Source organism: Sphingobacterium sp. KH_072, from assembly GCF_057837975.1.
In genome coordinates this window covers 1-20,916 of the sequence record NZ_CM174457.1, presented here as the reverse complement: position 1 = coordinate 20,916, position 20,916 = coordinate 1, and the positions used below count along the sequence as shown (strand labels likewise).

Annotated in this window: 21 protein-coding genes; 12 read left to right on the top strand and 9 right to left on the bottom strand. The window is 43.4% G+C overall.

What is annotated here, in order from left to right:
* Window positions 1–19 precede the first annotated feature (19 nt).
* The 6 genes from AC3IRT_RS00105 (at window position 20) to AC3IRT_RS00080 (ending at window position 6,097) form a co-directional block, all read left to right on the top strand.
* Window positions 20–790, top strand: a complete 771-nt coding sequence (locus AC3IRT_RS00105; RefSeq protein WP_489394532.1) for an enoyl-CoA hydratase/isomerase family protein — start codon at window positions 20–22, stop codon at window positions 788–790.
* Between the two features lies 1 nt (window position 791).
* Entirely contained in the window at window positions 792–1,664 is an 873-nt protein-coding gene (locus AC3IRT_RS00100) for an SDR family oxidoreductase (protein WP_489394531.1), read from the top strand.
* 2 nt (window positions 1,665–1,666) lie between these two features.
* Complete coding sequence (locus AC3IRT_RS00095; protein ID WP_489394530.1) at window positions 1,667–2,326, top strand: hypothetical protein; 660 nt, start codon at window positions 1,667–1,669, stop codon at window positions 2,324–2,326.
* Between the two features lie 74 nt (window positions 2,327–2,400).
* Window positions 2,401–4,140 (top strand): phospho-sugar mutase, encoded by a 1,740-nt coding sequence (locus AC3IRT_RS00090; RefSeq protein ID WP_489394529.1) that lies wholly within the window; start codon window positions 2,401–2,403, stop codon window positions 4,138–4,140.
* A gap of 30 nt (window positions 4,141–4,170) precedes the next feature.
* The gene (locus AC3IRT_RS00085) at window positions 4,171–4,716 is read left to right on the top strand and encodes an NUDIX hydrolase (protein WP_489394528.1); all 546 of its coding nucleotides are present in this window, start codon (window positions 4,171–4,173) and stop codon (window positions 4,714–4,716) included.
* Window positions 4,717–4,777: 61 nt separating this feature from the next.
* Entirely contained in the window at window positions 4,778–6,097 is a 1,320-nt protein-coding gene (locus AC3IRT_RS00080; RefSeq protein WP_489394527.1) for a nicotinamide mononucleotide adenylyltransferase, read from the top strand.
* 11 nt (window positions 6,098–6,108) lie between these two features.
* Here the strand turns inward: AC3IRT_RS00080 and AC3IRT_RS00075 are convergent, their stop codons facing one another.
* Entirely contained in the window at window positions 6,109–6,375 is a 267-nt protein-coding gene (locus tag AC3IRT_RS00075; protein ID WP_489394526.1) for a hypothetical protein, read from the bottom strand.
* Between the two features lie 2 nt (window positions 6,376–6,377).
* Window positions 6,378–7,160, bottom strand: a complete 783-nt coding sequence (gene surE, locus AC3IRT_RS00070; RefSeq protein WP_489394525.1) for a 5'/3'-nucleotidase SurE — start codon at window positions 7,158–7,160, stop codon at window positions 6,378–6,380.
* An 86-nt stretch (window positions 7,161–7,246) separates the two neighbouring features.
* On the opposite strand from surE, the gene AC3IRT_RS00065 reads away from it, so the two are divergent.
* Complete coding sequence (locus AC3IRT_RS00065) at window positions 7,247–8,074, top strand: N-acetylmuramoyl-L-alanine amidase (RefSeq protein ID WP_489394524.1); 828 nt, start codon at window positions 7,247–7,249, stop codon at window positions 8,072–8,074.
* Between the two features lie 130 nt (window positions 8,075–8,204).
* Here the strand turns inward: AC3IRT_RS00065 and nadD are convergent, their stop codons facing one another.
* From nadD to dnaN, 5 genes are all read right to left on the bottom strand, one after another.
* Window positions 8,205–8,786 (bottom strand): nicotinate (nicotinamide) nucleotide adenylyltransferase, encoded by a 582-nt coding sequence (gene nadD / locus AC3IRT_RS00060; protein ID WP_489394523.1) that lies wholly within the window; start codon window positions 8,784–8,786, stop codon window positions 8,205–8,207.
* A gap of 6 nt (window positions 8,787–8,792) precedes the next feature.
* Window positions 8,793–9,362: a guanylate kinase gene (gene gmk, locus AC3IRT_RS00055; protein ID WP_489394522.1), complete on the bottom strand. Its 570-nt coding sequence runs from the start codon at window positions 9,360–9,362 to the stop codon at window positions 8,793–8,795.
* Window positions 9,363–9,369: 7 nt separating this feature from the next.
* A complete protein-coding gene (locus AC3IRT_RS00050) occupies window positions 9,370–10,245 on the bottom strand; it encodes a YicC/YloC family endoribonuclease (RefSeq protein WP_489394521.1) in 876 nt (291 codons plus the stop codon).
* Window positions 10,246–10,342: 97 nt separating this feature from the next.
* A complete protein-coding gene (locus AC3IRT_RS00045; RefSeq protein ID WP_489394520.1) occupies window positions 10,343–11,014 on the bottom strand; it encodes a DedA family protein in 672 nt (223 codons plus the stop codon).
* A gap of 14 nt (window positions 11,015–11,028) precedes the next feature.
* Window positions 11,029–12,150 (bottom strand): DNA polymerase III subunit beta, encoded by a 1,122-nt coding sequence (gene dnaN / locus AC3IRT_RS00040; protein WP_489394519.1) that lies wholly within the window; start codon window positions 12,148–12,150, stop codon window positions 11,029–11,031.
* 87 nt (window positions 12,151–12,237) lie between these two features.
* Here dnaN and AC3IRT_RS00035 point away from each other — a divergent pair, with 87 nt between their 5' ends.
* The 5 genes from AC3IRT_RS00035 to AC3IRT_RS00015 all read left to right on the top strand — a co-directional run bounded on the left by AC3IRT_RS00035 (window position 12,238) and on the right by AC3IRT_RS00015 (window position 16,900).
* Window positions 12,238–13,386, top strand: coding sequence for a DNA polymerase III subunit (locus AC3IRT_RS00035; protein ID WP_489394518.1), 1,149 nt, complete (start codon window positions 12,238–12,240; stop codon window positions 13,384–13,386).
* Window positions 13,387–13,480: 94 nt separating this feature from the next.
* Complete coding sequence (locus tag AC3IRT_RS00030) at window positions 13,481–14,782, top strand: PSP1 domain-containing protein (RefSeq protein WP_489394517.1); 1,302 nt, start codon at window positions 13,481–13,483, stop codon at window positions 14,780–14,782.
* A gap of 1 nt (window position 14,783) precedes the next feature.
* On the top strand, window positions 14,784–15,257 hold the full coding sequence (locus tag AC3IRT_RS00025; protein ID WP_489394516.1) for a gliding motility lipoprotein GldH: 474 nt from the start codon (window positions 14,784–14,786) through the stop codon (window positions 15,255–15,257).
* Entirely contained in the window at window positions 15,254–16,291 is a 1,038-nt protein-coding gene (lpxK, locus tag AC3IRT_RS00020; protein ID WP_489394515.1) for a tetraacyldisaccharide 4'-kinase, read from the top strand. Before AC3IRT_RS00025 ends, lpxK begins: the two co-directional genes overlap by 4 nt.
* A 120-nt stretch (window positions 16,292–16,411) precedes the next feature.
* Window positions 16,412–16,900 (top strand): hypothetical protein, encoded by a 489-nt coding sequence (locus tag AC3IRT_RS00015; RefSeq protein WP_489394514.1) that lies wholly within the window; start codon window positions 16,412–16,414, stop codon window positions 16,898–16,900.
* Window positions 16,901–16,966: 66 nt separating this feature from the next.
* Here AC3IRT_RS00015 and AC3IRT_RS00010 read toward each other — a convergent pair whose 3' ends face one another.
* Window positions 16,967–19,360 (bottom strand): glycoside hydrolase family 3 N-terminal domain-containing protein, encoded by a 2,394-nt coding sequence (locus AC3IRT_RS00010; protein ID WP_489394513.1) that lies wholly within the window; start codon window positions 19,358–19,360, stop codon window positions 16,967–16,969.
* A 131-nt stretch (window positions 19,361–19,491) separates the two neighbouring features.
* Window positions 19,492–20,916 carry a chromosomal replication initiator protein DnaA gene (dnaA, locus tag AC3IRT_RS00005; protein ID WP_489394512.1) on the bottom strand — a complete coding sequence of 475 codons (1,425 nt, stop codon included), beginning with the start codon at window positions 20,914–20,916 and terminating at the stop codon, window positions 19,492–19,494.

The following is a 20,916-nucleotide window of genomic DNA, read 5'->3' as shown; positions in this document are numbered from 1 at the left end:
AAACCATTAGATTATAAACATGAGCGAATTTTTGAAAACCCATATAGACGACCATGTGCTGCACGTGATCCTGCATCGTGGCAAGAGCAATGCGATGCACTTGGAAATGATTCAGGAAATACAAGTTGTATTTGCCGACGCAGAAAAAGATCCAGCGATTGAAGGTGTTGTCATCACCGGGCACGAAGGGTTCTTCACCTCGGGGCTCGATCTGATTACCTTGTACGAATACGATGAGCGGCAAATGGAAACATTCTGGCATGCGTTTATTGATCTTTTGTACACGCTCACGGCATTTCCGAAGCCATTTGTTGCTGCAGTTTCTGGTCATAGTCCAGCCGGAGGCTGTGTTCTCGCGATTGCGGCGGATGCACGTGTGATGGCAGAAGGCGAATACATTATCGGATTGAATGAAGTTCCTGTAGGCATTATTGTGCCGCATGGAATTTTTGATCTGTATAGTTTTTGGATTGGTGAAGCACAAGCGTACCGCTTTCTATTAGAAGGCAAACTCCTTTCTCCACAAGAGGCACTTCAGGTCGGCTTGGTAGATGAGGTCGTGGCGCTCGATAAAATTCAGCGTAGCGCGGTACGACATATCAAAAAATACACACAGCTAGAGAAAAATGCGTGGCAACGCACCAAGCTAAACCTGCGAACACGAGTCTTACAAAGCATGCAGGCCAACAAAGAGCAAACGGTTGTAGAGATGTTGACACAATGGTGGAAACCATCAACTCGCGCCGTGTTAAAAACCATAATCGATAATTTAACCAGTAAAAAAAGATAAAATGAATATACAAGGCGCACTACGTGATGATGCTCTGCAAGGCAAGACCATTGTCGTAACCGGAGGTGGAAGTGGTTTGGGAAAAGCCATGTCAACTTATTTCTCCGAGCTTGGGGCTAACGTCGTTATATCGAGCAGAAAGCTTCCTGTGCTAGAAGAAGCGGCTAAAGAGATCTCAGATAAGACCGGTGGAAAGGTATTGCCAGTTGCCTGTGATATTCGGCAAATCGAAGAGGTAGAAAACTTGTGGAAACGAGCCGAAGAAGAATTTGGACAGGTCGATGTGCTGTTGAATAATGCGGCTGGCAATTTCATTTCTCCAACGGAGCGCCTGTCGGCGAATGCATTTTCGACCATTATCGATATTGTGTTGAAAGGCACAACCAATTGTACACTGACCTTTGGCAAGAAATGGATCGAAAAGAAGCAAGCCGCTAACATCTTAAACATCGTTACCACCTACGCGTTCACGGGATCTGGTTATGTAGTACCTTCGGCAGTAGCCAAAGGTGGAGTATTGGCGCTGACGCGTTCTCTTGCGGTAGAATGGGGAAAATATGGCATTCGAAATAATGCAATTGCGCCGGGCCCATTCCCGACAAAAGGCGCTTGGGAGAGATTACTTCCAGGCGATCTGGCCGATGAGTTTAGCTTCGAAAAAAGAGTCCCACTAAAACGTGTCGGCGATCATCAAGAATTGGCAAACTTGGCCGCGTTTTTGATATCAGATTTTGCGGGCTACATTAATGGTGAAGTCGTGACAATCGACGGAGGCGAGTGGCTACAAGGTGCAGGACAATTCAATGGATTGGAAGCCATTACCTCTGAGATGTGGGACAGCATTGAGCAATCCATCCGGAAAAACAACAAGTAACTATGCAAAACAATTTTTTTCTCCTCCTGCTTACGTCCTTATGGATCTGTGTATCATGCACCAACACAAAAAAGCAAGAAGAATCAGAGTCTGTCAATGATTCTAGTGTGTTGATGAACGAAGACGTCCCGAACGCCAATAACACCGGTGATCGGCGCTTTGTATCGGACATGGTTATCGCATTTATCAAAGCGTACAATGAACGGGATAACGAAAAAATAAATAGTTACATTCACCCTGAAGCAGGAATTATGTTTATCCACCGTCCGGGCGCGATGGATTGGTTCGAAACAGTTTCTAAAATAGATTTTGAACGCCCTGTGCCATCTTACTACCCTTATGCCAGTGCAGAAAATGATTATGAAATCACGTACGAGGTAGCACCGAAGTACGATTGTGGTACAGAAAAATGGAACAAAATGGGCTTGTTTGTTGACCTCACGACTGCCACTAACTTACTAAAACCCATCGCAGCTAATCTGAATGAATTTGAAGATGTGCAGCTGGCCCCAGATTACCTCAAACAAATAGAAATGGCAGAGAAAGATAGTTACCGCGTGGTCGTAACAACGCCTATACCGCTCATTTTTCATGTAAAACAGTTTGGTAATAACTGGTATGCCACCATACTCGATCGCGGTTACGCCGATTGTGGCGCCTAAGTGCGATCACAACTAGCGAATCTGCTATTAAAAGGCTATATTTAGTCCATAAAAATCGATAACAAAATTTATATATGTCAATAATTGATCTTGCTACCCAAACCCGAGTAGATCGCTGGTTAACCGAAGAATACGATGCTGAAACTGTAGCCGCTGTGCAACAATTGATTGATACCAATCAGGAGACAGAATTGGTGGATTCTTTTTACAAAGCACTTGAATTTGGTACAGGCGGTCTTCGCGGCATCATGGGCGTCGGCTCCAACCGGATCAATAAATACACCCTTGGCCAAGCGACGCAAGGATTGGCTAATTACCTCAAAAAACAATTTCCGAATCAGGCACTAAAGGTGGCCGTATCGTACGATAGCCGCAACAATTCACAGAAATTGGGTCATTTGGTGGCCGATGTATTTTCGGCGAATGATATCGAAGTGTATCTTTTTGAAGAATTGCGCCCTACCCCGATGCTATCTTTTGCCGTTCGGCATTTCGGTTGCCAGTCTGGCGTGATGTTGACAGCTTCGCACAATCCAAAAGAATACAACGGCTATAAAGCGTATTGGAACGACGGCGGACAGTTGGTCGCTCCTCACGATAAAAATGTGATCGAGGAGGTCAATGCTATTGAATCCGTTCGCGATATCCAGTTCGATCGCAAGGCAGCGCATATTCATTTGGTGAAAGAAGATTTTGATGAAATCTATATTCAGGCGAACAAAGCATTGAGCATCAACCCAGATATCGTTGCTGCGCAAAAAGATCTAAAAATCGTCTTCTCTCCGATACACGGTACAGGTATTACGCTAGTACCAAAAATATTAAAAGCTTGGGGTTTTGAAAACGTGCATATCGTAGCAGAGCAAGCAGAGCCAAACGGGGATTTTCCGACGGTCGTTTATCCTAATCCAGAGGAAGAAGAAGCCATGTCTATGGCTACGAAGCAAGGCAAAGCGCTCGATGCGGATATTGTAATGGCGACAGATCCAGATGCGGACCGCGTCGGATTAGCAGTAAAGAATCATGCTGGCGATATCCAATTGCTCAATGGGAATCAAATTGGTAGTTTGTTGACCTATTATGTGCTATCTGCCAGAAAAGAAAAAGGTGAACTGCAAGACAATGATTATGTGGTAAAAACCATTGTAACCACTAATTTGATTTCGGATATCGCATCCAGCTTTTCGGTAAAAACGGAAGAAACCTTGACTGGTTTTAAATTTATTGGTGAGGTGATGACCAAGCTAGAAGGTCAAGAAAGATACCTTGTTGGCGGAGAAGAGAGTTATGGCTTCTTGGTTGGCGACTTAGTGCGAGACAAAGATGCTATCAATTCTTGTGCATTTATTGCAGAAATGGCGGCTTATTTCAAAAGCAAAGGCAAATCCTTGTTTGACGTCTTGACGGAACTTTACACGACCTACGGCTGTTATCAAGAAAAACTGATTTCCCTAACGAAAAAAGGCAAAGCCGGAGCAGAAGAGATTCAGCAAATGATGGCTGATCTCCGTGCCAACCTACCAACGAGCTTGGGCGGCATCGCGGTAAAAGAAGTGCGTGATTATCAAGCTTCGGTAGCTACTTCGCCGGTAGATGGTAGTACCTCGGCAATTGATCTTCCTAAATCAGATGTCTTGCAATTTATCACCGTCGATGGCGATGTGATCTCAGCACGCCCTTCTGGTACAGAACCAAAGATCAAATTTTACTGCTCGGTGAAAACACCATTGCAAGATGCAGCGCAATACGATCAGACATCCGTGAAACTGGAAGAAAAAGTAACGCGCATCATGGCAGATATCGTCAAAGATTAATATCAACGATCAATTTAAAAAAAGGCACTCATGACGGAACCGTGGAAGATCCTACAATCCGAATACATTATAAAGCGCCCCTGGGCGACCTTACGGGTCGACCAGGTGCAATTGCCCAATGGCGTCGTTAAAGACGAATATTATATCCTAGAATATCCAAAATGGGTCAATATGGTGGGCTTCACCGAAGACAATCAAATCATCTTTGCGCAGCAGTATCGCCATGGTGCGGAAAAAGTGCTACTAGAACTTCCAGCTGGCGTGGTAGAAGATGGTGAAGAACCAGAAGTAGCTGCGCGGCGCGAAATGATGGAAGAAACGGGTTACGAATTCGACGAGGTAACCGAAATTTGCCAGCTCTACGCCAATCCAGCAACGAGTGGTAACCTGACTTATACGTATGTAATGAAAGGTGGCCGTAAAGTAGCCGAGCAGCAGCTGGACGATTCAGAAGATATTGAAGTCGTAATACTGTCCATCGATGAGGCTAAAAAACTGTTGCTAGAAAATGGCATCGGACAAGCGCTGCACACTTCCGCATTATTCTACGTTTTGCATCACGAGAGGCTCTTTTAGGTCTTAGATTAGATATAGAATTAAATCTATTTAGCGCGGAAGAATTTATAACTTTGCCGCCATGGGTAGAGAAATATACGAAACGAAGCGAAAAGCACTTAAAATAAACCTGACACCCGAGTTTTACGGTACGTTTGCCGAAATCGGTGCTGGACAGGAAGTAGCCCGGAACTTCTTTGAAGCGGGTGCTGCTTCGGGTACGATCGCAAAGACGATGTCTGCCTACGACATGACCTTCTCCGATGCCATTTATGGCGCCGAAGAATCTGGCAGATACGTGAGCCGTACACGTCTTACCAAAATGATTTGTCGTGAGTTTGCTCTGTTGGAAGAGCGTTTACATGGTGACAAGTACGACAAACGTTTATTCTTTGCTTTCGCAAATACGGTAACTACACTTAATTTTAGTAAAACAAATGATCCGCATGGATGGATTGGTATTCGCTTCCAACACGAGGTGGATAGCCCGCCAAATGATGTCATCATACACATCCGTTTGCTAGACAGTGACAACACTTTACAACAAAAAGTATTGGGTATTATTGGTGTCAACTTAGTTTTCGCCGCCTATTACTACCGAGAAGATATACAAACATTGATCGAATCTTTAGTAGACAACCTACCAACAGGATCGGTAGAAATCGACTTGGTAAAGGTTTCTGGGCCTGTGTTTGAAAAGGTCAACGAGCGTTTGATTAATCTTTACCTCATCGCCAAAGGGTTTTCTAAAGCAGCCATCTTCCGCGTAGATGGGAAAGCCGCTCAAGTCAAAGATTTTCTCTACAAAAAAGACATCATTATTCTGCGCACCAAGTACCGCCAGAAATCCCTTCCCAACTTTGATCTATTCAACAGTGCTGTAGAGCAATTCAAGAAAAATACGAATGCCACGGATCAAAGTCTGGTCGTTATTATTGAGGTACTGATGAGTAATGTATTGGATGAAGAAGTGAACTTATCGGATGAGGATTTGGAGTACTTCGCAAAGCGTGCAGAAGAGCTGTGTGCAACGGGAAATACCATCCTATTATCCAACTTCACACGAAGCAACTATTTAGCAGAGTTTTTAAATCAGTTTAAGCCTAAGAATATTGGTATTGCGACCAACATCTCCAACTTAAAGAACATTTTCAACTCCGATAATTATCAGAAAGAAAACTACACCAACGAGTTGCTATCGTATATCTCGGGTTTATTTAGCAAAAATGTGAAGCTATATGCCTATCCTTATTTGCAAGGAAAGGATCACGCCATCATTACGACAGCAAACATGCCGGTATCAGCCGATGCAAAGCCTTTGTTCGATTTTCTGACGATCAATAAGTACATCATTGATGTCGAAGGATTCGACACCAAAGACGTGAAGACATTGAAGTCTTAAGCTCACAAAAACTAAATTTCGACTATTTTCGTGATCACCGCCAACAGCATGCCAAGGAATGTGACCAATACAACGCCTTTTCCAAGCTGCTGGCGGTCGTTGCGATAGCAGTACCACGCCGCTATCATATTACCCGTTAAAGCAAGCACATACATTCCTAATGGCTTCTGAGGCATTAGCTGAGCAATGACGTCTGTATATTTTGTCAATACGTGTGCAATCACTGGCAAAATGAGACCTAATATCAGCCCCAAAAGCATGTTATCTTTGCTTTGCATGATTAGGATTTAGGAATATCAAAGCTCCAAGAATTCAATTCTGGAATCACATGGTGCGCCGTCATATCAAACTGTGTGGGCACGACCGATACATAACCGTTGTTCAAGGCAAAAACGTCGGTATCTTCCCCGCGATCTTCTAATTGAAACTTGCCGGTAAGCCAAAAGTACTCCCGTTGATGTGGATCTACACGCTCTTCAAATTCCTCTACCCAACGACCACCTGCTTGGCGGCAGATTTTGATACCTTTTAGCTTATCTTCATTCGGAAAGTTTACATTCAGTAGTGAATGCTTAGGCAAACCATTTTTTAATACTTGAGCGGCTATACCCCGCACATACGGACGACAATGTTCAAAATTGGCATCGTACGAAAAGTCGTCCAACGAAAATCCAATAGAAGGAATTCCCTCAATCGCGCCTTCTACGGCTGCAGACATGGTCCCAGAATACAACACATTAATCGAATTGTTCAATCCGTGATTGATTCCCGAAACACACAAATCGGGCTTGCGACCTTTAAAGACTTTGTTGACTGCAAGCTTCACACAATCTACTGGTGTTCCTGAGCATTTGTACATTTCGACTTTTGGATAAATATCCACCCCATCCAGTCGCAATGGTTTTCCGATCGTGATGGCGTGCCCCATACCAGATTGTGGACCATCTGGCGCCACGACGACCACTTCACCAAGATGTTGCATTTCTTCGAGTAACACTTTGATGCCAGGCGCGGTGATACCATCATCATTCACTACGAGTATTAGGGGTTTCTTTGTTGCCATGTAGCGAATTTAGCAAGAATAATCGTCGGATTGCCCGATGCTCGGTAAGATTTTTGCGGTAGCTCAACCAATTAAATCCCGATAAGATGAAGAATACTGGTTTGGTGTTACTAGCTGCTGCGCTATTACTCAGCGGTTGCAAAGGCGGAAAATATGCAGCATCCGAAAAAGTCTATGAGCAGAAAGCGGCTGCATTTGCCAAGACCATCACGGTACAGCCGGCAGAAAATCAATGGGAAAAAGTACCTGTGATTGATAAGGAATGGATTGCCTCGGTCAACTTTGGTATTCGCAAGCCTAATTACGTGATGATCCATCATACGGCACAAAAATCGGTAGACGAAACCATCAAAACTTTTCAACTGGAGCGCACGCAAGTAAGTGCGCATTATATAGTGGGCAGAAATGGTAAGATTGTACAGATGGTGAATGACTATTTTCGGACACATCATGCTGGAGCTGGTTTGTGGGGCAATGATACCGATTTGAACTCCTCTTCTATCGGCATCGAACTAGACAATAATGGCACCACCGACCCTTGGCCTGATGCGCAGATTACAGCTTTAATACAGCTATTAACAAAACTCAAGGAAAACTATAAGATTCCACAGGCAAACTTTATCGGTCATATGGATTTTGCGCCGACGCGCAAACCTGATCCCGCCAATTTCCCTTGGGATCGTCTAGCGCAAGCTGGTTTTGGTTTCTGGTATGATGCAAATTTACAACCCGCACCACAAGATTTTGACGTGCGCGTTGCGCTACGAATTATCGGATATGACATCAAAAATCTAGATGCAGCCATCAAAGGATTTAAACGGCATTACATCCCACAAAATGCGAACGACACCACATTCAAGGAGCAGGAACGCGCGATCTTATATAATATCTATATGAAGTACCTGTATTTGTAAAAGAGCTGTATCCGCTGTTAAAATTATTTAAAGCGAGCATTTTAGCTTTGCTGAGCACTTCGTGTTTTTGCTAACTTTTTGCGGAGAAAAAGTAAGAGCCTGTGTGGCTCTAGCACATAAATAAAGCAATTTAACGACTATACAAGCCCTTTTTATCTATAAATTCTATCACCGCATCCGGCGTCATAAATTGAACGCTCTTACTCGCTAGAATCGCTTGGCGAATCGCGGTAGATGACAACTCCATCTGAGGCGTTTCTGTACGCGTAACCGCAGGATGGTTAAGCAACTCTCCTGCATCATACGCCGGTCTGGGATAAACGAGGATTTTGTAATCTCGTAAAATAATCTCCGCATTCTTCCATTTCTGAAAACTAGCTAAATTATCTTCACCCATAATCAACGAAAAATCGCAATCAGGATAGCGCTCCTTCAGGTGAATCAGCGTATCGATCGTATAGGATGGCTGAGGCAAGTTGAACTCGATATCCGAGGCGCGCAGTCGATCGCTATCTTGAATAGCTAAACTCACCATCTCCAGCCGATCGTACATATTGGCCAAACTCTTTTTTTCTTTGAAAGGATTTTGTGGTGATACCACAAACCACACTTCATCCAAGTTAGTATAATGAGCCATATGGTTTGCAATGATCAAATGACCCACGTGAATGGGATTAAATGATCCAAAAAACAAACCAATGTGCTTACTCATCTTCAGTTAAGATTTGATAAACGGAATAACCAAATCTTCCGCTTGCTGGCAAGCTTCTTCTAGCTCGAAGTTATTGAGGATTACATCAAATTTATCCGAAAAGCTAAGCTCATGCTCGGCTTTGGCAAAGCGCTCTTTCAGCTTTTCTTCGCTGTCTGTTCCTCTTCCGGCCAAGCGTTCTTTCAAGACCTCCAAGGATGGTGGATTAACAAAAATAGCCAATGCCTGATCCGGAAATTTGGATTTTAGGCGCAGTCCGCCCACCACATCAATATCAAAGATTACGTGCTTACCCTCTGCCCAAATGCGCTCCACTTCCGAGCGCAACGTGCCATAAAAAGTGCCTGAATAGACTTCCTCAAACTCGATGAAGTTTTGGTGCGCGATCTTGTGTAGAAAATCGTCTTTAGAGATAAAATAATAATCTTTGCCATCTACTTCTTCGCCGCGTGGAGCACGGGTACTTGCTGAGATCGAGAAAGCAAGATCATTGGGATATTTACTTAATAGATGTCTTACTATGGTTGTTTTTCCTGCGCCGGATGGTGCAGAAAAGATAATCAATTTGCCACTCATGCTACTCTTATAGTACGTTTAATAACTGTTCTTTGATTTTTTCCAGCTCTTCTTTCATCCGAACGACGATCTGCTGGATATGCGCATTGTTGGCTTTAGAGCCCAACGTATTTATTTCCCTACCCATTTCTTGGGAGATAAATCCTAATTTCTTTCCACTTGGATTAGGCGCTTTTAGCGCTTCTAGGAAATAGGTACAGTGGCTATTCAAGCGCACTTTTTCTTCGGTGATATCTAATTTATCGATATAATAAATCAATTCCTGTTCGAATCGATTCATATCTACATTCTCTTTGCCAACGGACGTATCCATATATTGCGCAATTCGCTCCCGAATCAATGGTATCCGATCGCCATCTACGGCCTCTACCTCTTTCTGGAATGCCATGATATCCTCCACTCGTTTTTGTAGATCGGCATTGAGCACATTCCCCTCATCCAGACGGAATTGATTGAATTTATCTATGGCTTGGTGAAATGCAGCAAATAAGATTTTGACTTCTTCCTCATCGGTTTCAGCTTCGTTGGATCCAACGACTTCTGGCATTTGCAATGCCAACTGAAGCAAAGGAGATTGCTGATCGCCTACGGCATCAGCCAGATCTTTCAGCTGCGCGTAATATTTTTTAAATAACGTTTCGTTGATGATCGATGACGTAGCGGTTTGGTCCGCATATTCCGCCGTTACCGTGATATTGACCTTTCCTCGCTCGATAAGTTTTCCGCTTTCGGCGCGCAGCGCCAATTCTTTATCAGATACATGCTTGGGCAAACGCAAGCTCAGCTCTAAAAACTTCGAATTGAGGGATTTTATTTCTACAGTGTACTTTACCGTTTGGTTTTCTGCCAAACCTGTACCGTAGCCGGTCATGGATTTTATCATACGCAAAGGTACGAAAACCTATATAAAAATTAATTGATAATCTCTCCATCATGGAGCGCTTACTTTATCAGCATAAAATAGCGCAAGCAGCTCGAGGTTACAAGCCTTCGGCACGCGCTTTGCGCGATGTATTCCACTCTTTGACGAAGCCGTAAATGATCGGCAAGACAGATACCAGAATGATACCTAACACGACTTTTTCAAAGTTATCAGCGACTATCGGAATGTTGCCTAAGAAATAACCAACTAACGTGATCCCGAATACCCAGACGAAACCGCCTATTACATTGTACGTAAAAAAGCGTCCGTAATTCATGTGTCCTATTCCAGCTACAAATGGAGCGAAAGTTCTTACGATCGGGACGAAACGAGCGATAATGATGGTCTGAGGACCATGCTTTTCGTAAAATTGATTTGTTTTCTCAATGTACTCGTCTTTCACTAGCTGCTTGTTAAACAATCTTAATCGCACAAAGCGATCACCGGCGTATTTACCGATGAGGTAGTTGCAGGCATCGCCCAAAACGGCAGCGACAAATAAAAGAACCAAACAAAAGTAAACATTGAGCTGACCTTGCGCAGCAAACATGCCTACGGCAAATAATAACGAATCGCCCGGCAAGAATGGCATCACCACCAATCCTGTCTCTACGAAAATAATGAGAAAGAGGATCGCATAGACCCAATATTCGTAATCCGCAATTAACTGTATCAGATGATCGTCAATATGCAGGATGAAATCAATGATTCCGTATAAAAAATCCGTCATCGTAGATGCGCTGACTAATTATTGTTTAACATAACCGGCATCACCAGCATCAAGACATCTTCGCTCTCTTCTTTGATGGCAGGGAATAATAATCCGGCACGATTCGGTGTACTCATTTCTAAAGTCACCTCTTCGGAACCTAGATTGTTCAACATTTCTACTAAGAAACGCGCATTGAATCCTATTTCCATATCGTCACCTTCATACTGACAGCTCAAGCGCTCGTGCGCTTCGTTGGAGAAATCCAAATCTTCTGCAGAGATGTGTAGTTCGCTGCCAGATATTTTCAATCGTACCTGATGAGTTGTTTTATTCGCGAAGATAACCACGCGGCGCAACGAGTTCAAAAAACTCGCACGCTCTACCGTCAATTTATTAGGGTTCACCTGCGGAATCACCGCTTCGTAATCTGGATAACGCTCATCGATCAATCGACAGATCAAGGATACATGACCAAATTGGAAGAACGCGTTGGTATTATTATATTCGATAGAAACGTTGATATCATCTGAAGGCAACGAAGACTTCAACAGATTCAAGGCTTTTTTAGGTAAAATTAATGATGTCGGCTTCTCGGCGCCGATATCGGTACGACGGTAGCGCACCAATTTGTGTGCATCTGTAGATACAAACGTAATCGATTGCTCAGCCAATTGTACATACACGCCTGACATAGCTGGTCTAAGCTCATCGCTACTTACAGCAAAGATGGTTTTGCTAATCGCTTCTGCTAAGATCGGGGCCGCTATATTCACTGTAGAGATATTATCAACTACAGGGATTTTCGGAAAGTCGTCCGCATTCTCGCCACTCAACTTGTATTTACCATCGCCCGCGCTGATTTCGATAGCCATTGTCGTGGTATCTACCGAGAAAGCAACTGGCTGATCGGGCAATGTTTTCAAGGTCTCAATCAGAATTTTCGATGGCATCGCCACACGTCCTTCTTCTTTAGCTTCTATTTGCAGCGATGTCACCATACTGGTCTGAAGATCAGTGGCAGAAATGGTCAGTTCATTGTCCTTAATTTCAAACAAAAAGTTCTCCAAAATGGGCAAAACTGTGCTACTGCTAGATGCCCCGCTAATGGCTTGCAATTGCTTTAATAAAGTGGATGTGGATACGATAAACCTCATTTGTTTTGGCTATTTTTATACTGCAATAATACAAAAAGATTCCAACTTTCTTCCAAGGTTTTTTCGCTACTTTTGTACGAATCGGCTATGCGTTTTGAAAATATAATAGGTCACGACAGCGTTAAACAACATCTTATCCGCACAGTACAGGATAATAGGGTAAGTCATGCCCAACTATTTCTAGGTCCAGAAGGTTCTGGCTCTTTGCCGCTAGCCATTGCGTACGCACAATTCGTCAATTGCGAGGACAAACAAGCGAACGATAGCTGTGGTGTTTGCGCATCTTGCCGCAAATACGAAAAGCTGATCCATCCGGATTTGCACTTCTCCTATCCCTTCTTTGCCAAATCTGCTGGTGAAGTCGCCATCAACTATATCGAAGCTTGGCGACAAGCCTTGTCAGAAAATCCTTATATGGGGATGAATGCTTGGCGAGAGCAGTTTGATGCACAAAACAAACAGGCCAACATCAACATTGCAGAGGTACACGACATCATCAAGAAACTGAGCTTCAAAGCATTCGAATCAGAGTATAAAGTACTGATAATGTGGCTTCCAGAATATCTGGATGCGCAAGGAAATGCTTTATTGAAGTTGATTGAAGAGCCACCAGAGAAAACCTTGTTTCTATTGGTCGCGGAGAATCAAGATCGGATTCTCAACACCATCATTTCGAGAACTCAGCTCGTGAAAATTCATAAGCTGACGCATTCGGACATCGATCATTATCTCACCGAAAAAAAAGGTGTAGATCCACTCAAAGCCGGACAAATTTCTTTCCTAGCCGATGGCAATCTACAATCGGCTATAGAGTTGCTACAGAGTGATAGCAATGCTTATTTTGATTTGATGATCCAATGGCTGCGTTTGGTGGTGACCGATACGGGGCTCAAACTAATTCAATTGTCTGAAGTAGATTTTCCAAAATTGGGACGAGAAAATCAGAAAAACTTCCTGATGTATACCATCAGCATGATGCGACAGATCGTGTTGAAATCACAAGGTCTGGAAAGTTTGATCTTCCTGCAAGACAAAGAATTAGATTTTATTACTAAATTTAGTGAAATATTTACTCTGGAACAATTAAGCGCAGGGGTAGATCTACTGGAGAAAACGCATTACGCCGTAGAGCGAAATGCCAATGCTAAAATATTATTTTTAGACCTATCTTTGCAGTTAGTTTTATTGTTCAAATACAAGACGTTCCGCCAACAGGCGGACTCAATATATATATAGACATATGGGATGTGGAAGTTGCGCATCCGGCGGAGGTTGCGGAAGCAAATCTCTGGGGACTGTACCGTCAGGTTGTAATAACAACGGCTCGTGCATGACCAGCGGATGCAATAAATTGGATGTTTACGATTGGCTGACCGACATGGATCTGCCTTCTAATTATAAACCGTTTGACATAGTAGAAGTTCGCTTTAAAGGCTCTCGAAAGGAGTTTTTTGTGAATACCGAAAATCTTTACCTAGAAATGGGCGAAATGGTGGCGGTAGAACCTTCTACGGGTGGTTATGATATCGGACACGTATCGCTTACCGGCGAACTGGTGCGGTTACAACTTAAGAAAAATCGAGTAAAGGCTGAAGATGTAGCCAAAAAAGTATACCGAAAAGCCTCCGAAAAAGACATTGAGAAATTTAACGCGGCGAAAGAGCTGGAATGGGAAACCATGCACCGTGCCCGCACGCTGGCGTTAGAACTCGGACTGTCTATGAAGATCTCTGATGTTGATTATCAAGGCGATAAGACCAAGGCGACATTTTACTATACGGCCGAAGGTCGGGTAGATTTTCGCGAACTGATCAAGCGCATGGCCGAATCTTTTCGTATTCGGATCGAAATGCGCCAAATCGGTATGCGCCAAGAAGCTAGTCGCTTGGGCGGAATAGGATCTTGTGGACGCGAATTGTGCTGTTCTACTTGGCTAACAGACTTTAAAACTGTCTCTACCTCAGCGGCTCGCTATCAGAATCTTTCGTTGAATACCTTGAAGCTAGCAGGACAGTGTGGCAAGTTGAAGTGCTGTCTGAATTTCGAACTAGATAGTTATATGGATGCCTTGAAGGATATTCCGACGGATATCGATCGTATTGATACCGAAATCGGAATGGCCTACCTGCAAAAAACAGATATTTTCAAGAAAACCATGTGGTTTTCGTATCCGAAAGCAGAAAACTGGATTCCACTGACCGTGGATAAAGTACGCGAATTCGTGCAGATGAACAAAGGTGGCCAAAAACCAACAGAGCTGCTGTACATAGAGCCGGAAGAAGAAGCGAAAGCGAAGCCGATCAATTACGACTATGAGAATGTCGTTGGTCAAGATAGCTTGACCCGATTGGACGATCGCAACAAGAAGAAAAGACGCAAGAAAAAACCAGCTGGTAAAAATCCAACAGGAGAAAATCCGGAAAAATCGACCGAGAATAGACCTGCACGACCAGCAAGACAACCGCAAACAAAGGCAGATAACGCGAATGCTACGTCAGCAGACAAACCTAAGCCTAAAGCCGAAGGTGCTGCAGAAGGAACAGAAGGTGCTACAAAACCGCGCCCCAAAAGACGCAACAACAATAATAGAAACCGAGACAGAAGAAATAACAACGATAGCAAGACGGAATAGCATGCTAAAAGCACCTAGCCTGACGTATTTGAGTTTATTGTGGCTGTTGTTGTTGGCATCCTGCGATCCGCATATTGCGTACGAAAAAAACAAGCGAATCGACGATTATCGTTGGAATCGCGACTCTGTTGCAGAGTTTTCTGCGCACATTGTCGATGCTTCGCAACCATATGATATCGCGATTAATGTGCGGCATAACAACTTTTATCCATATACCAATCTGGTGTTTTCTGTGCAACAGCAGCATGCATCTAATCAGGATACCACTTATTCGGTGGAGCTATCATTAGCGAAAGAAGATGGGCGATGGGTTGGTGAATCTGCCGGTAATTTGTATCATATCAAACAGCACATTCTAAAAATGCATCTGTTCCCAGATACGGGCGTTTATCACTTTTCGATCCAGCATCACATGGAAGAACACCAATTGAAGGGAATCACAGATATCGGTTTGGTAATTGCCCAAAAACCATGATACGTTTACTACGTTGGCTACTTTTACCCATTTCGCTTTTGTATGGTTGTGTGGTTTGGCTGCGCAATATCTTTTACGACATCGGAATTTGGCGTAGCAAAAGCTATCCGGTACGCAGTATTGTCATCGGCAATCTCGCCGTAGGAGGCAGCGGCAAAACACCGATGACCGAATGCTTGATCCGATGGTTTGATAGCGAGTACAAGATAGCGACATTGAGCCGTGGCTACGGCCGTAAAACAAGAGGCTTTCGTTACGTAGAAGTAGATGATAATGCCATTGCAACCGGCGATGAGCCTTTACAGTTCAAGCGAAAATTTCCGCACCTCACCGTAGCTGTTTGTGAAGACCGGCGCACAGGCATGGAAATGTTATTGCAAGACCATAATCTGATCTTGCTGGATGATGCTTATCAACATCGCCGCGTAGCGGCTAGTTGCAACATTCTACTGTTTGAATACGCATCTCTACTCGGACCAATTATTCCATTGCCTACTGGGAATTTCCGAGATTCATTGCCGCAGGCGAAAAGAGCCCATATTATCGTCATCACGAAGATCCCCAAAGATCTCACCATGCAGCAAAAGAAGGATATTACGCGGAGATTACGGAAACATAGTGATGCGCCCGTCTACTTTGCTTCGATCGCTTACGGCGCTCCTAAAGCCCTTTTTCGACAAGATAAAATAAACAGCAGCTCTAACTTCGATTTTCAGGACAAACAGGTGTTGCTAGTGACTGGAATCGCAAATCCAGCTCCACTATTACATTATATGCAACAGCAGGCCAACTATGTGAAAAGCATTACTTTGCCAGATCATCATTTGTTTACGACAGCAGATTACGAAAATATTCAATCCACCTACGCAGCATTAGCCGCTCAAGGAGATACCGTGCTCGTAACCACAGAGAAGGATGCGCAGCGACTATCGTTGGATTCTTTGGTTGAAATTCCGAGTTTTTATACCCCAATTACGTTTGTTTTTGATCAAGAGGAACAGATTCTCCAAGATGTAATTAACACTCTCGACTAATATAGTGTAAATGAACCTTAACGGAAGTTAAAAACTGTTTGTTTTTATTTTCTTCCAAATACATTCTCCAACTTTGTTAAAAGAAAAAATTCTATTTAAACTAAAAAAAGGAGAAATATTATGAAAAAGGTAATGATTGCATTAGCGTTATTAGTGGGACTAAACGCAGCACAAGCACAAACTCGTAATGAGGCAAACAAAGATGGACAAACTCGTAATCGTGAAAGAACGGAACGCAGTGGTTTCAACAAAGATCCAGAAGCTCGCGCCAAAGCAAAGGTGGAGCAACTAGATAAAAAACTGACTCTGACAGCGTCACAGAAAGAATCTATCCACAAACTAGTACTAGATCAATCTAAAAATGCACAAGCGCTTTATAAAGATTCAGATCATAAGAACGAAGAAACACGCAATAAAGCGAAAGAGTTAAGAGCTCAAACTGACCGTAAAATAGAAGCATTATTGGATGCGAATCAAAAGGAAAAGTATGCTGAAATGCAGAAAAATCGCACCGAGTGGTCTAAACGTAATAATCGCAGACCTGATCGCGATAAACGTGAAGGCGGAAAACGAGATGGTGACAAGAGCGAAGAACATAATCACTCTTAACACACAATTAAATAAAAAGCCCGAAATCAAATGATTTCGGGCTTTTTATTTGGTCTACTAACTGTCTTATTTCAGCTTTCCGTACAACGGCAGTTGTACTGATTGTGCGATTTCTACCTTTTCGTTTAGGCGGATATCATCTGCCGATGCACCGACCATGATATTAAAACTACCCGCTTCCATAACGCGCTGCATCTTCGGATTGATCACCGATAGATCTTCCGGAAGTAAACTGAAAACGACTTGCTTCGATTTACCGGCTGCCAAATGAATTCGATCAAATTTTTTCAATTGTTTGATCGGTTGTACCGTTGAAGCGAATTCATCGCGTACATACAACTGCACCACTTCATCGCCAGCTCTTGATCCGGTGTTTTTTACCTCGAAAGTCACTTCCAAGCCACCATCTGCCTGCTGGTTAATCTTCAAATCGCTGTAACCAAAATCCGTGAAACTCTTTCCATATCCAAATGTATACAAGGGCGAACCTAATGTTTCTACATAATCATGGCCTTTAGGCACTTTCTTGTTGTAATACACCGGTAATTGACCTACTGACCGCGGTACAGAAATCGGCATTCTACCTGCCGGGTTGTAATCTCCAAAGATGACATCGGCTATGGCATTTCCTCCTTCTTGACCAGGATACCAAGCATTCAACAAAGCATCGGCATGTTCATGTGCCCAGTTCATATTGAGCGGTCTGCCTTGAATATACACCACGATCATTGGTTTACCCGTTTTTTTAATCGCTTTTAGCAACTTAATCTGATCGCCTAACAAATCCAACGTAGAGCGGTCAAAACCCTCCCCACTTTCCATATCACTTAACGATTTGGCATCCGCTACTGCGGCGCCAGTCTCAATGTATTTGGTTTCGAAATCGCGTGCACTAGAACCTCCAACTACCACAACCGCTACATCGGATTGCAACGCCGCTTCTACCGCTGACGCAATATCAGACTGCGCCGTATCGCGAATGGCTGTACCTTTCGCATAGATTACATTTGCTGCAGGAACTTTCGCTTGTATACCATCTAATACGGTACGGATTACCGCACGCTCTTGTGGCGCGGTATAATCCCCTAATTGATTATAATGTGTATTCGCATTCGGGCCAATCACGGCAATCTTTTTTATTTTCTTGGCAGACAAAGGCAATACATTGTTCTTATTTTCTAGCAAGACAATAGATTCCTGTGCTGCTTTGCGCGATACCGCAATGTGTTCTTTGCTTCTTACTTCACGTCCGGCAACTTTGCTATCGCGGTACGGATTTTCGAACAATCCCATCTCAAACTTAAGACGTAGCACGCGCGAAACCGCGCTATCGATCTTGGCGATATCAATTTTTCCAGCTTCGATGGCTGAAATAAGTTCTGCAAATGGGCGTGCACCTAAATCCACATCCACACCGGCATCTAGCGCCATCGTACCTGCTTCTTGCATAGAAGAAGCAACGCGATGACTGGAATAAATTCCATCAATACTTCCTAAATCGGAAACCACAAAACCATCAAAACCCCATTCTTTGCGCAACACATCAGTCAATAAATAACCATCTGCCGTACAAGGAATGCCATCAATCGAATTGTAAGCGGTCATTACGGATAATGCACCAGCTTCCACCGTTTTGAAAAATGGCGGCAGAAAGCTTTCGTGCAATTCCCGCTGCCCAATGATCGCACTATTGCCATTATGGCCACCTTCTGGTATGCCGTAAGCGATAAAATGCTTGATCGTAGATATCACCGCGTATGGATTCTTTAGATCGCCTGCGCCAGCTCCTTTAGCTGCCGCAGCGCCCATCGTTCCACTCAATACCGGATCTTCACCGTACGCTTCTTCGACACGTGACCAACGTGGATCACGCGAAAGATCTAAAACCGGACCGTAACCAATGTGTCCGCCTTGCAGGCGAACCTCTTTGGCAGATACCGCAGAAACTTTTTCCTGCATAGAAGGATTCCAGGTAGATGCCATCCCAATTCCCGTCGGGAAGACAGTGGTTCCTATCGCCATATGGCCATGTGGCGCTTCTTCTGCGATGAAAATAGGAATACCCAAACGTGTTTCTTCCACGGCATAGCGCTGCATGGCATTGGCTGCCTCTGCAGCCAATGCTGGCCTAAGACCCTTTTCTAAGGTTTTTTGCGTCCAAGGATCTGCACGAAATACAGCCCAAAACATACCTACATGCTGCTTATCCAGCAAATTCTTGTATTTCTCGGAGTAGGTAACGGTATTGCCATCTTTGGTATACATTTCCCAACCAAGCGGACAAAGCAATTGACCAACCTTCTCTTCCAACGTCATGTGGCTGATAAGGTCGGCGGTGCGCTCACTCGTACTTAGGAGGGCATCTTTATATCGAAATTTTTCTTGTGCTATACTGGAGGATGTGTTTAAACACAATCCCAAGCCCACCATGAGCAGTATGTTACGAGTTTCTTTAAACATATAAAAGGTATGTAGTTTTCAATGCAACCGTTTGCATTGAAATTTGACGCAAAATAAGAATAATCGATCTAAAATAAAAAAGCGCCTAAGTAACAACTTGGCGCCTATATCAGTTTCGTGCGGTTCGACTATTAAGCTTTGAGCTTTTTTTGGATATCTTGCACGTAGGTTTTGAATTTTTTATCTGTTTCGATGAGATCTTCTACCGTTTGGCAGGCGTAAATAACCGTGGAGTGATCACGACCGCCAAAGAAGTTTCCAATCGATTTTAGAGAAGATTTTGTGTGGTTTTTAGCCAAATACATCGAGATCTGACGTGCTTGTACAATCTCTCGCTTTCTTACTTTGGATTTGACCATTTCTACTGGCACTTCAAAGTATTCACAAACCAATTTCTGGATATAATCCATCGAAATTTCTTTACTGGTATTTTTCACGAAGTTCTTCAACATGGACTTCGCTAGGTTCAGATCAATCTCCTTTTTGTTGAGTGTAGATTGCGCTAGTAAAGAAACCATGGCTCCTTCTAACTCACGCACGCTGTTATCAATCTGATGAGCTACAAATTCGACAACATTCTCCGGCAATTCAATGCCATCCGAATACATCTTTTTCTTGAGGATCGCCATTCTAGTTTCCAGATCTGGGATTTGAATATCTGCCGAAAGACCCCATTTGAAACGACTTAATAAGCGCTCTTCTAAACCTGATAAATCCTTTGGTGGTTTATCAGAAGTCAGAATAATCTGCTTACCCGACTGATGTAGGTGATTGAAAATATGGAAGAAGATATCCTGCGTTTTTTCTTTTCCAGCGAAGTTGTGTACATCATCCATGACGATCACGTCCATCGCTTGGTAGAAGTTAACAAAGTCATTAATCGTATTATTCTTCAATGAATCCACGAATTGCTGACAGAACTTTTCACAAGAAACATAGATCACCAACTTATCAGGTAGGTTTTTCTTGATTTCGTTTCCAATGGCCTGCACTAAGTGCGTCTTGCCCAAACCAACATCACCGTATACCATTAAAGGGTTGAAAGATGTTCCGCCCGGTTTATTGGCAACTGCGAAACCAGCTGATCGAGCCAAACGATTACATTCTCCTTCAATGAAATTATCAAAGGTGTAATTTTGATTGAGCTGCGGATCTACCTGCAACTTTTTCAACCCTGGAATTACGAAAGGATTCTTGATGTTTTTGTTTAGCGCAACTGGGACAGGGATAGATTGATTCTTTCCTTCTGCACCATTTCCGTTAGACGGTATGTTGGTGGTGAATGGAATGCTAGTCGAAGATTTCTCTACGACAATGTTGTATTCCAATCGACCTTGTTCTCCTAGGAACTTTTTAACTGTTTTGCGAAGGATACCTACATAATGTTCCTCTAACCATTCGTAGAAAAATAAGCTAGGGACCTGAATAGTCAAAACGTTTTCTTCAAGACGTATGGCTTTGACAGGCTCAAACCATGTTTTGAAACTCTGCGCAGGAATGTTGTCTTTTATGACTTGAAGACAGCTATTCCATACACTTGTGCACGTTTTTTCCAT

Bases quoted from the DNA above. Each gene is read 5' to 3' on its own strand.
- AC3IRT_RS00105 (WP_489394532.1), top strand. From the start codon at position 20: ATGAGCGAATTTTTGAAAACCCATATAGACGACCATGTGCTGCACGTG.
- AC3IRT_RS00100 (WP_489394531.1), top strand. From the start codon at position 792: ATGAATATACAAGGCGCACTACGTGATGATGCTCTGCAAGGCAAGACC.
- AC3IRT_RS00095 (WP_489394530.1), top strand. From the start codon at position 1,667: ATGCAAAACAATTTTTTTCTCCTCCTGCTTACGTCCTTATGGATCTGT.
- AC3IRT_RS00090 (WP_489394529.1), top strand. From the start codon at position 2,401: ATGTCAATAATTGATCTTGCTACCCAAACCCGAGTAGATCGCTGGTTA.
- AC3IRT_RS00085 (WP_489394528.1), top strand. From the start codon at position 4,171: ATGACGGAACCGTGGAAGATCCTACAATCCGAATACATTATAAAGCGC.
- AC3IRT_RS00080 (WP_489394527.1), top strand. From the start codon at position 4,778: ATGGGTAGAGAAATATACGAAACGAAGCGAAAAGCACTTAAAATAAAC.
- AC3IRT_RS00075 (WP_489394526.1), bottom strand. From the start codon at position 6,375: ATGCAAAGCAAAGATAACATGCTTTTGGGGCTGATATTAGGTCTCATT.
- surE (WP_489394525.1), bottom strand. From the start codon at position 7,160: ATGGCAACAAAGAAACCCCTAATACTCGTAGTGAATGATGATGGTATC.
- AC3IRT_RS00065 (WP_489394524.1), top strand. From the start codon at position 7,247: ATGAAGAATACTGGTTTGGTGTTACTAGCTGCTGCGCTATTACTCAGC.
- nadD (WP_489394523.1), bottom strand. From the start codon at position 8,786: ATGAGTAAGCACATTGGTTTGTTTTTTGGATCATTTAATCCCATTCAC.
- gmk (WP_489394522.1), bottom strand. From the start codon at position 9,362: ATGAGTGGCAAATTGATTATCTTTTCTGCACCATCCGGCGCAGGAAAA.
- AC3IRT_RS00050 (WP_489394521.1), bottom strand. From the start codon at position 10,245: ATGATAAAATCCATGACCGGCTACGGTACAGGTTTGGCAGAAAACCAA.
- AC3IRT_RS00045 (WP_489394520.1), bottom strand. From the start codon at position 11,014: ATGACGGATTTTTTATACGGAATCATTGATTTCATCCTGCATATTGAC.
- dnaN (WP_489394519.1), bottom strand. From the start codon at position 12,150: ATGAGGTTTATCGTATCCACATCCACTTTATTAAAGCAATTGCAAGCC.
- AC3IRT_RS00035 (WP_489394518.1), top strand. From the start codon at position 12,238: ATGCGTTTTGAAAATATAATAGGTCACGACAGCGTTAAACAACATCTT.
- AC3IRT_RS00030 (WP_489394517.1), top strand. From the start codon at position 13,481: ATGACCAGCGGATGCAATAAATTGGATGTTTACGATTGGCTGACCGAC.
- AC3IRT_RS00025 (WP_489394516.1), top strand. From the start codon at position 14,784: ATGCTAAAAGCACCTAGCCTGACGTATTTGAGTTTATTGTGGCTGTTG.
- lpxK (WP_489394515.1), top strand. From the start codon at position 15,254: ATGATACGTTTACTACGTTGGCTACTTTTACCCATTTCGCTTTTGTAT.
- AC3IRT_RS00015 (WP_489394514.1), top strand. From the start codon at position 16,412: ATGAAAAAGGTAATGATTGCATTAGCGTTATTAGTGGGACTAAACGCA.
- AC3IRT_RS00010 (WP_489394513.1), bottom strand. From the start codon at position 19,360: ATGTTTAAAGAAACTCGTAACATACTGCTCATGGTGGGCTTGGGATTG.
- dnaA (WP_489394512.1), bottom strand. From the start codon at position 20,916: ATGGAAAAAACGTGCACAAGTGTATGGAATAGCTGTCTTCAAGTCATA.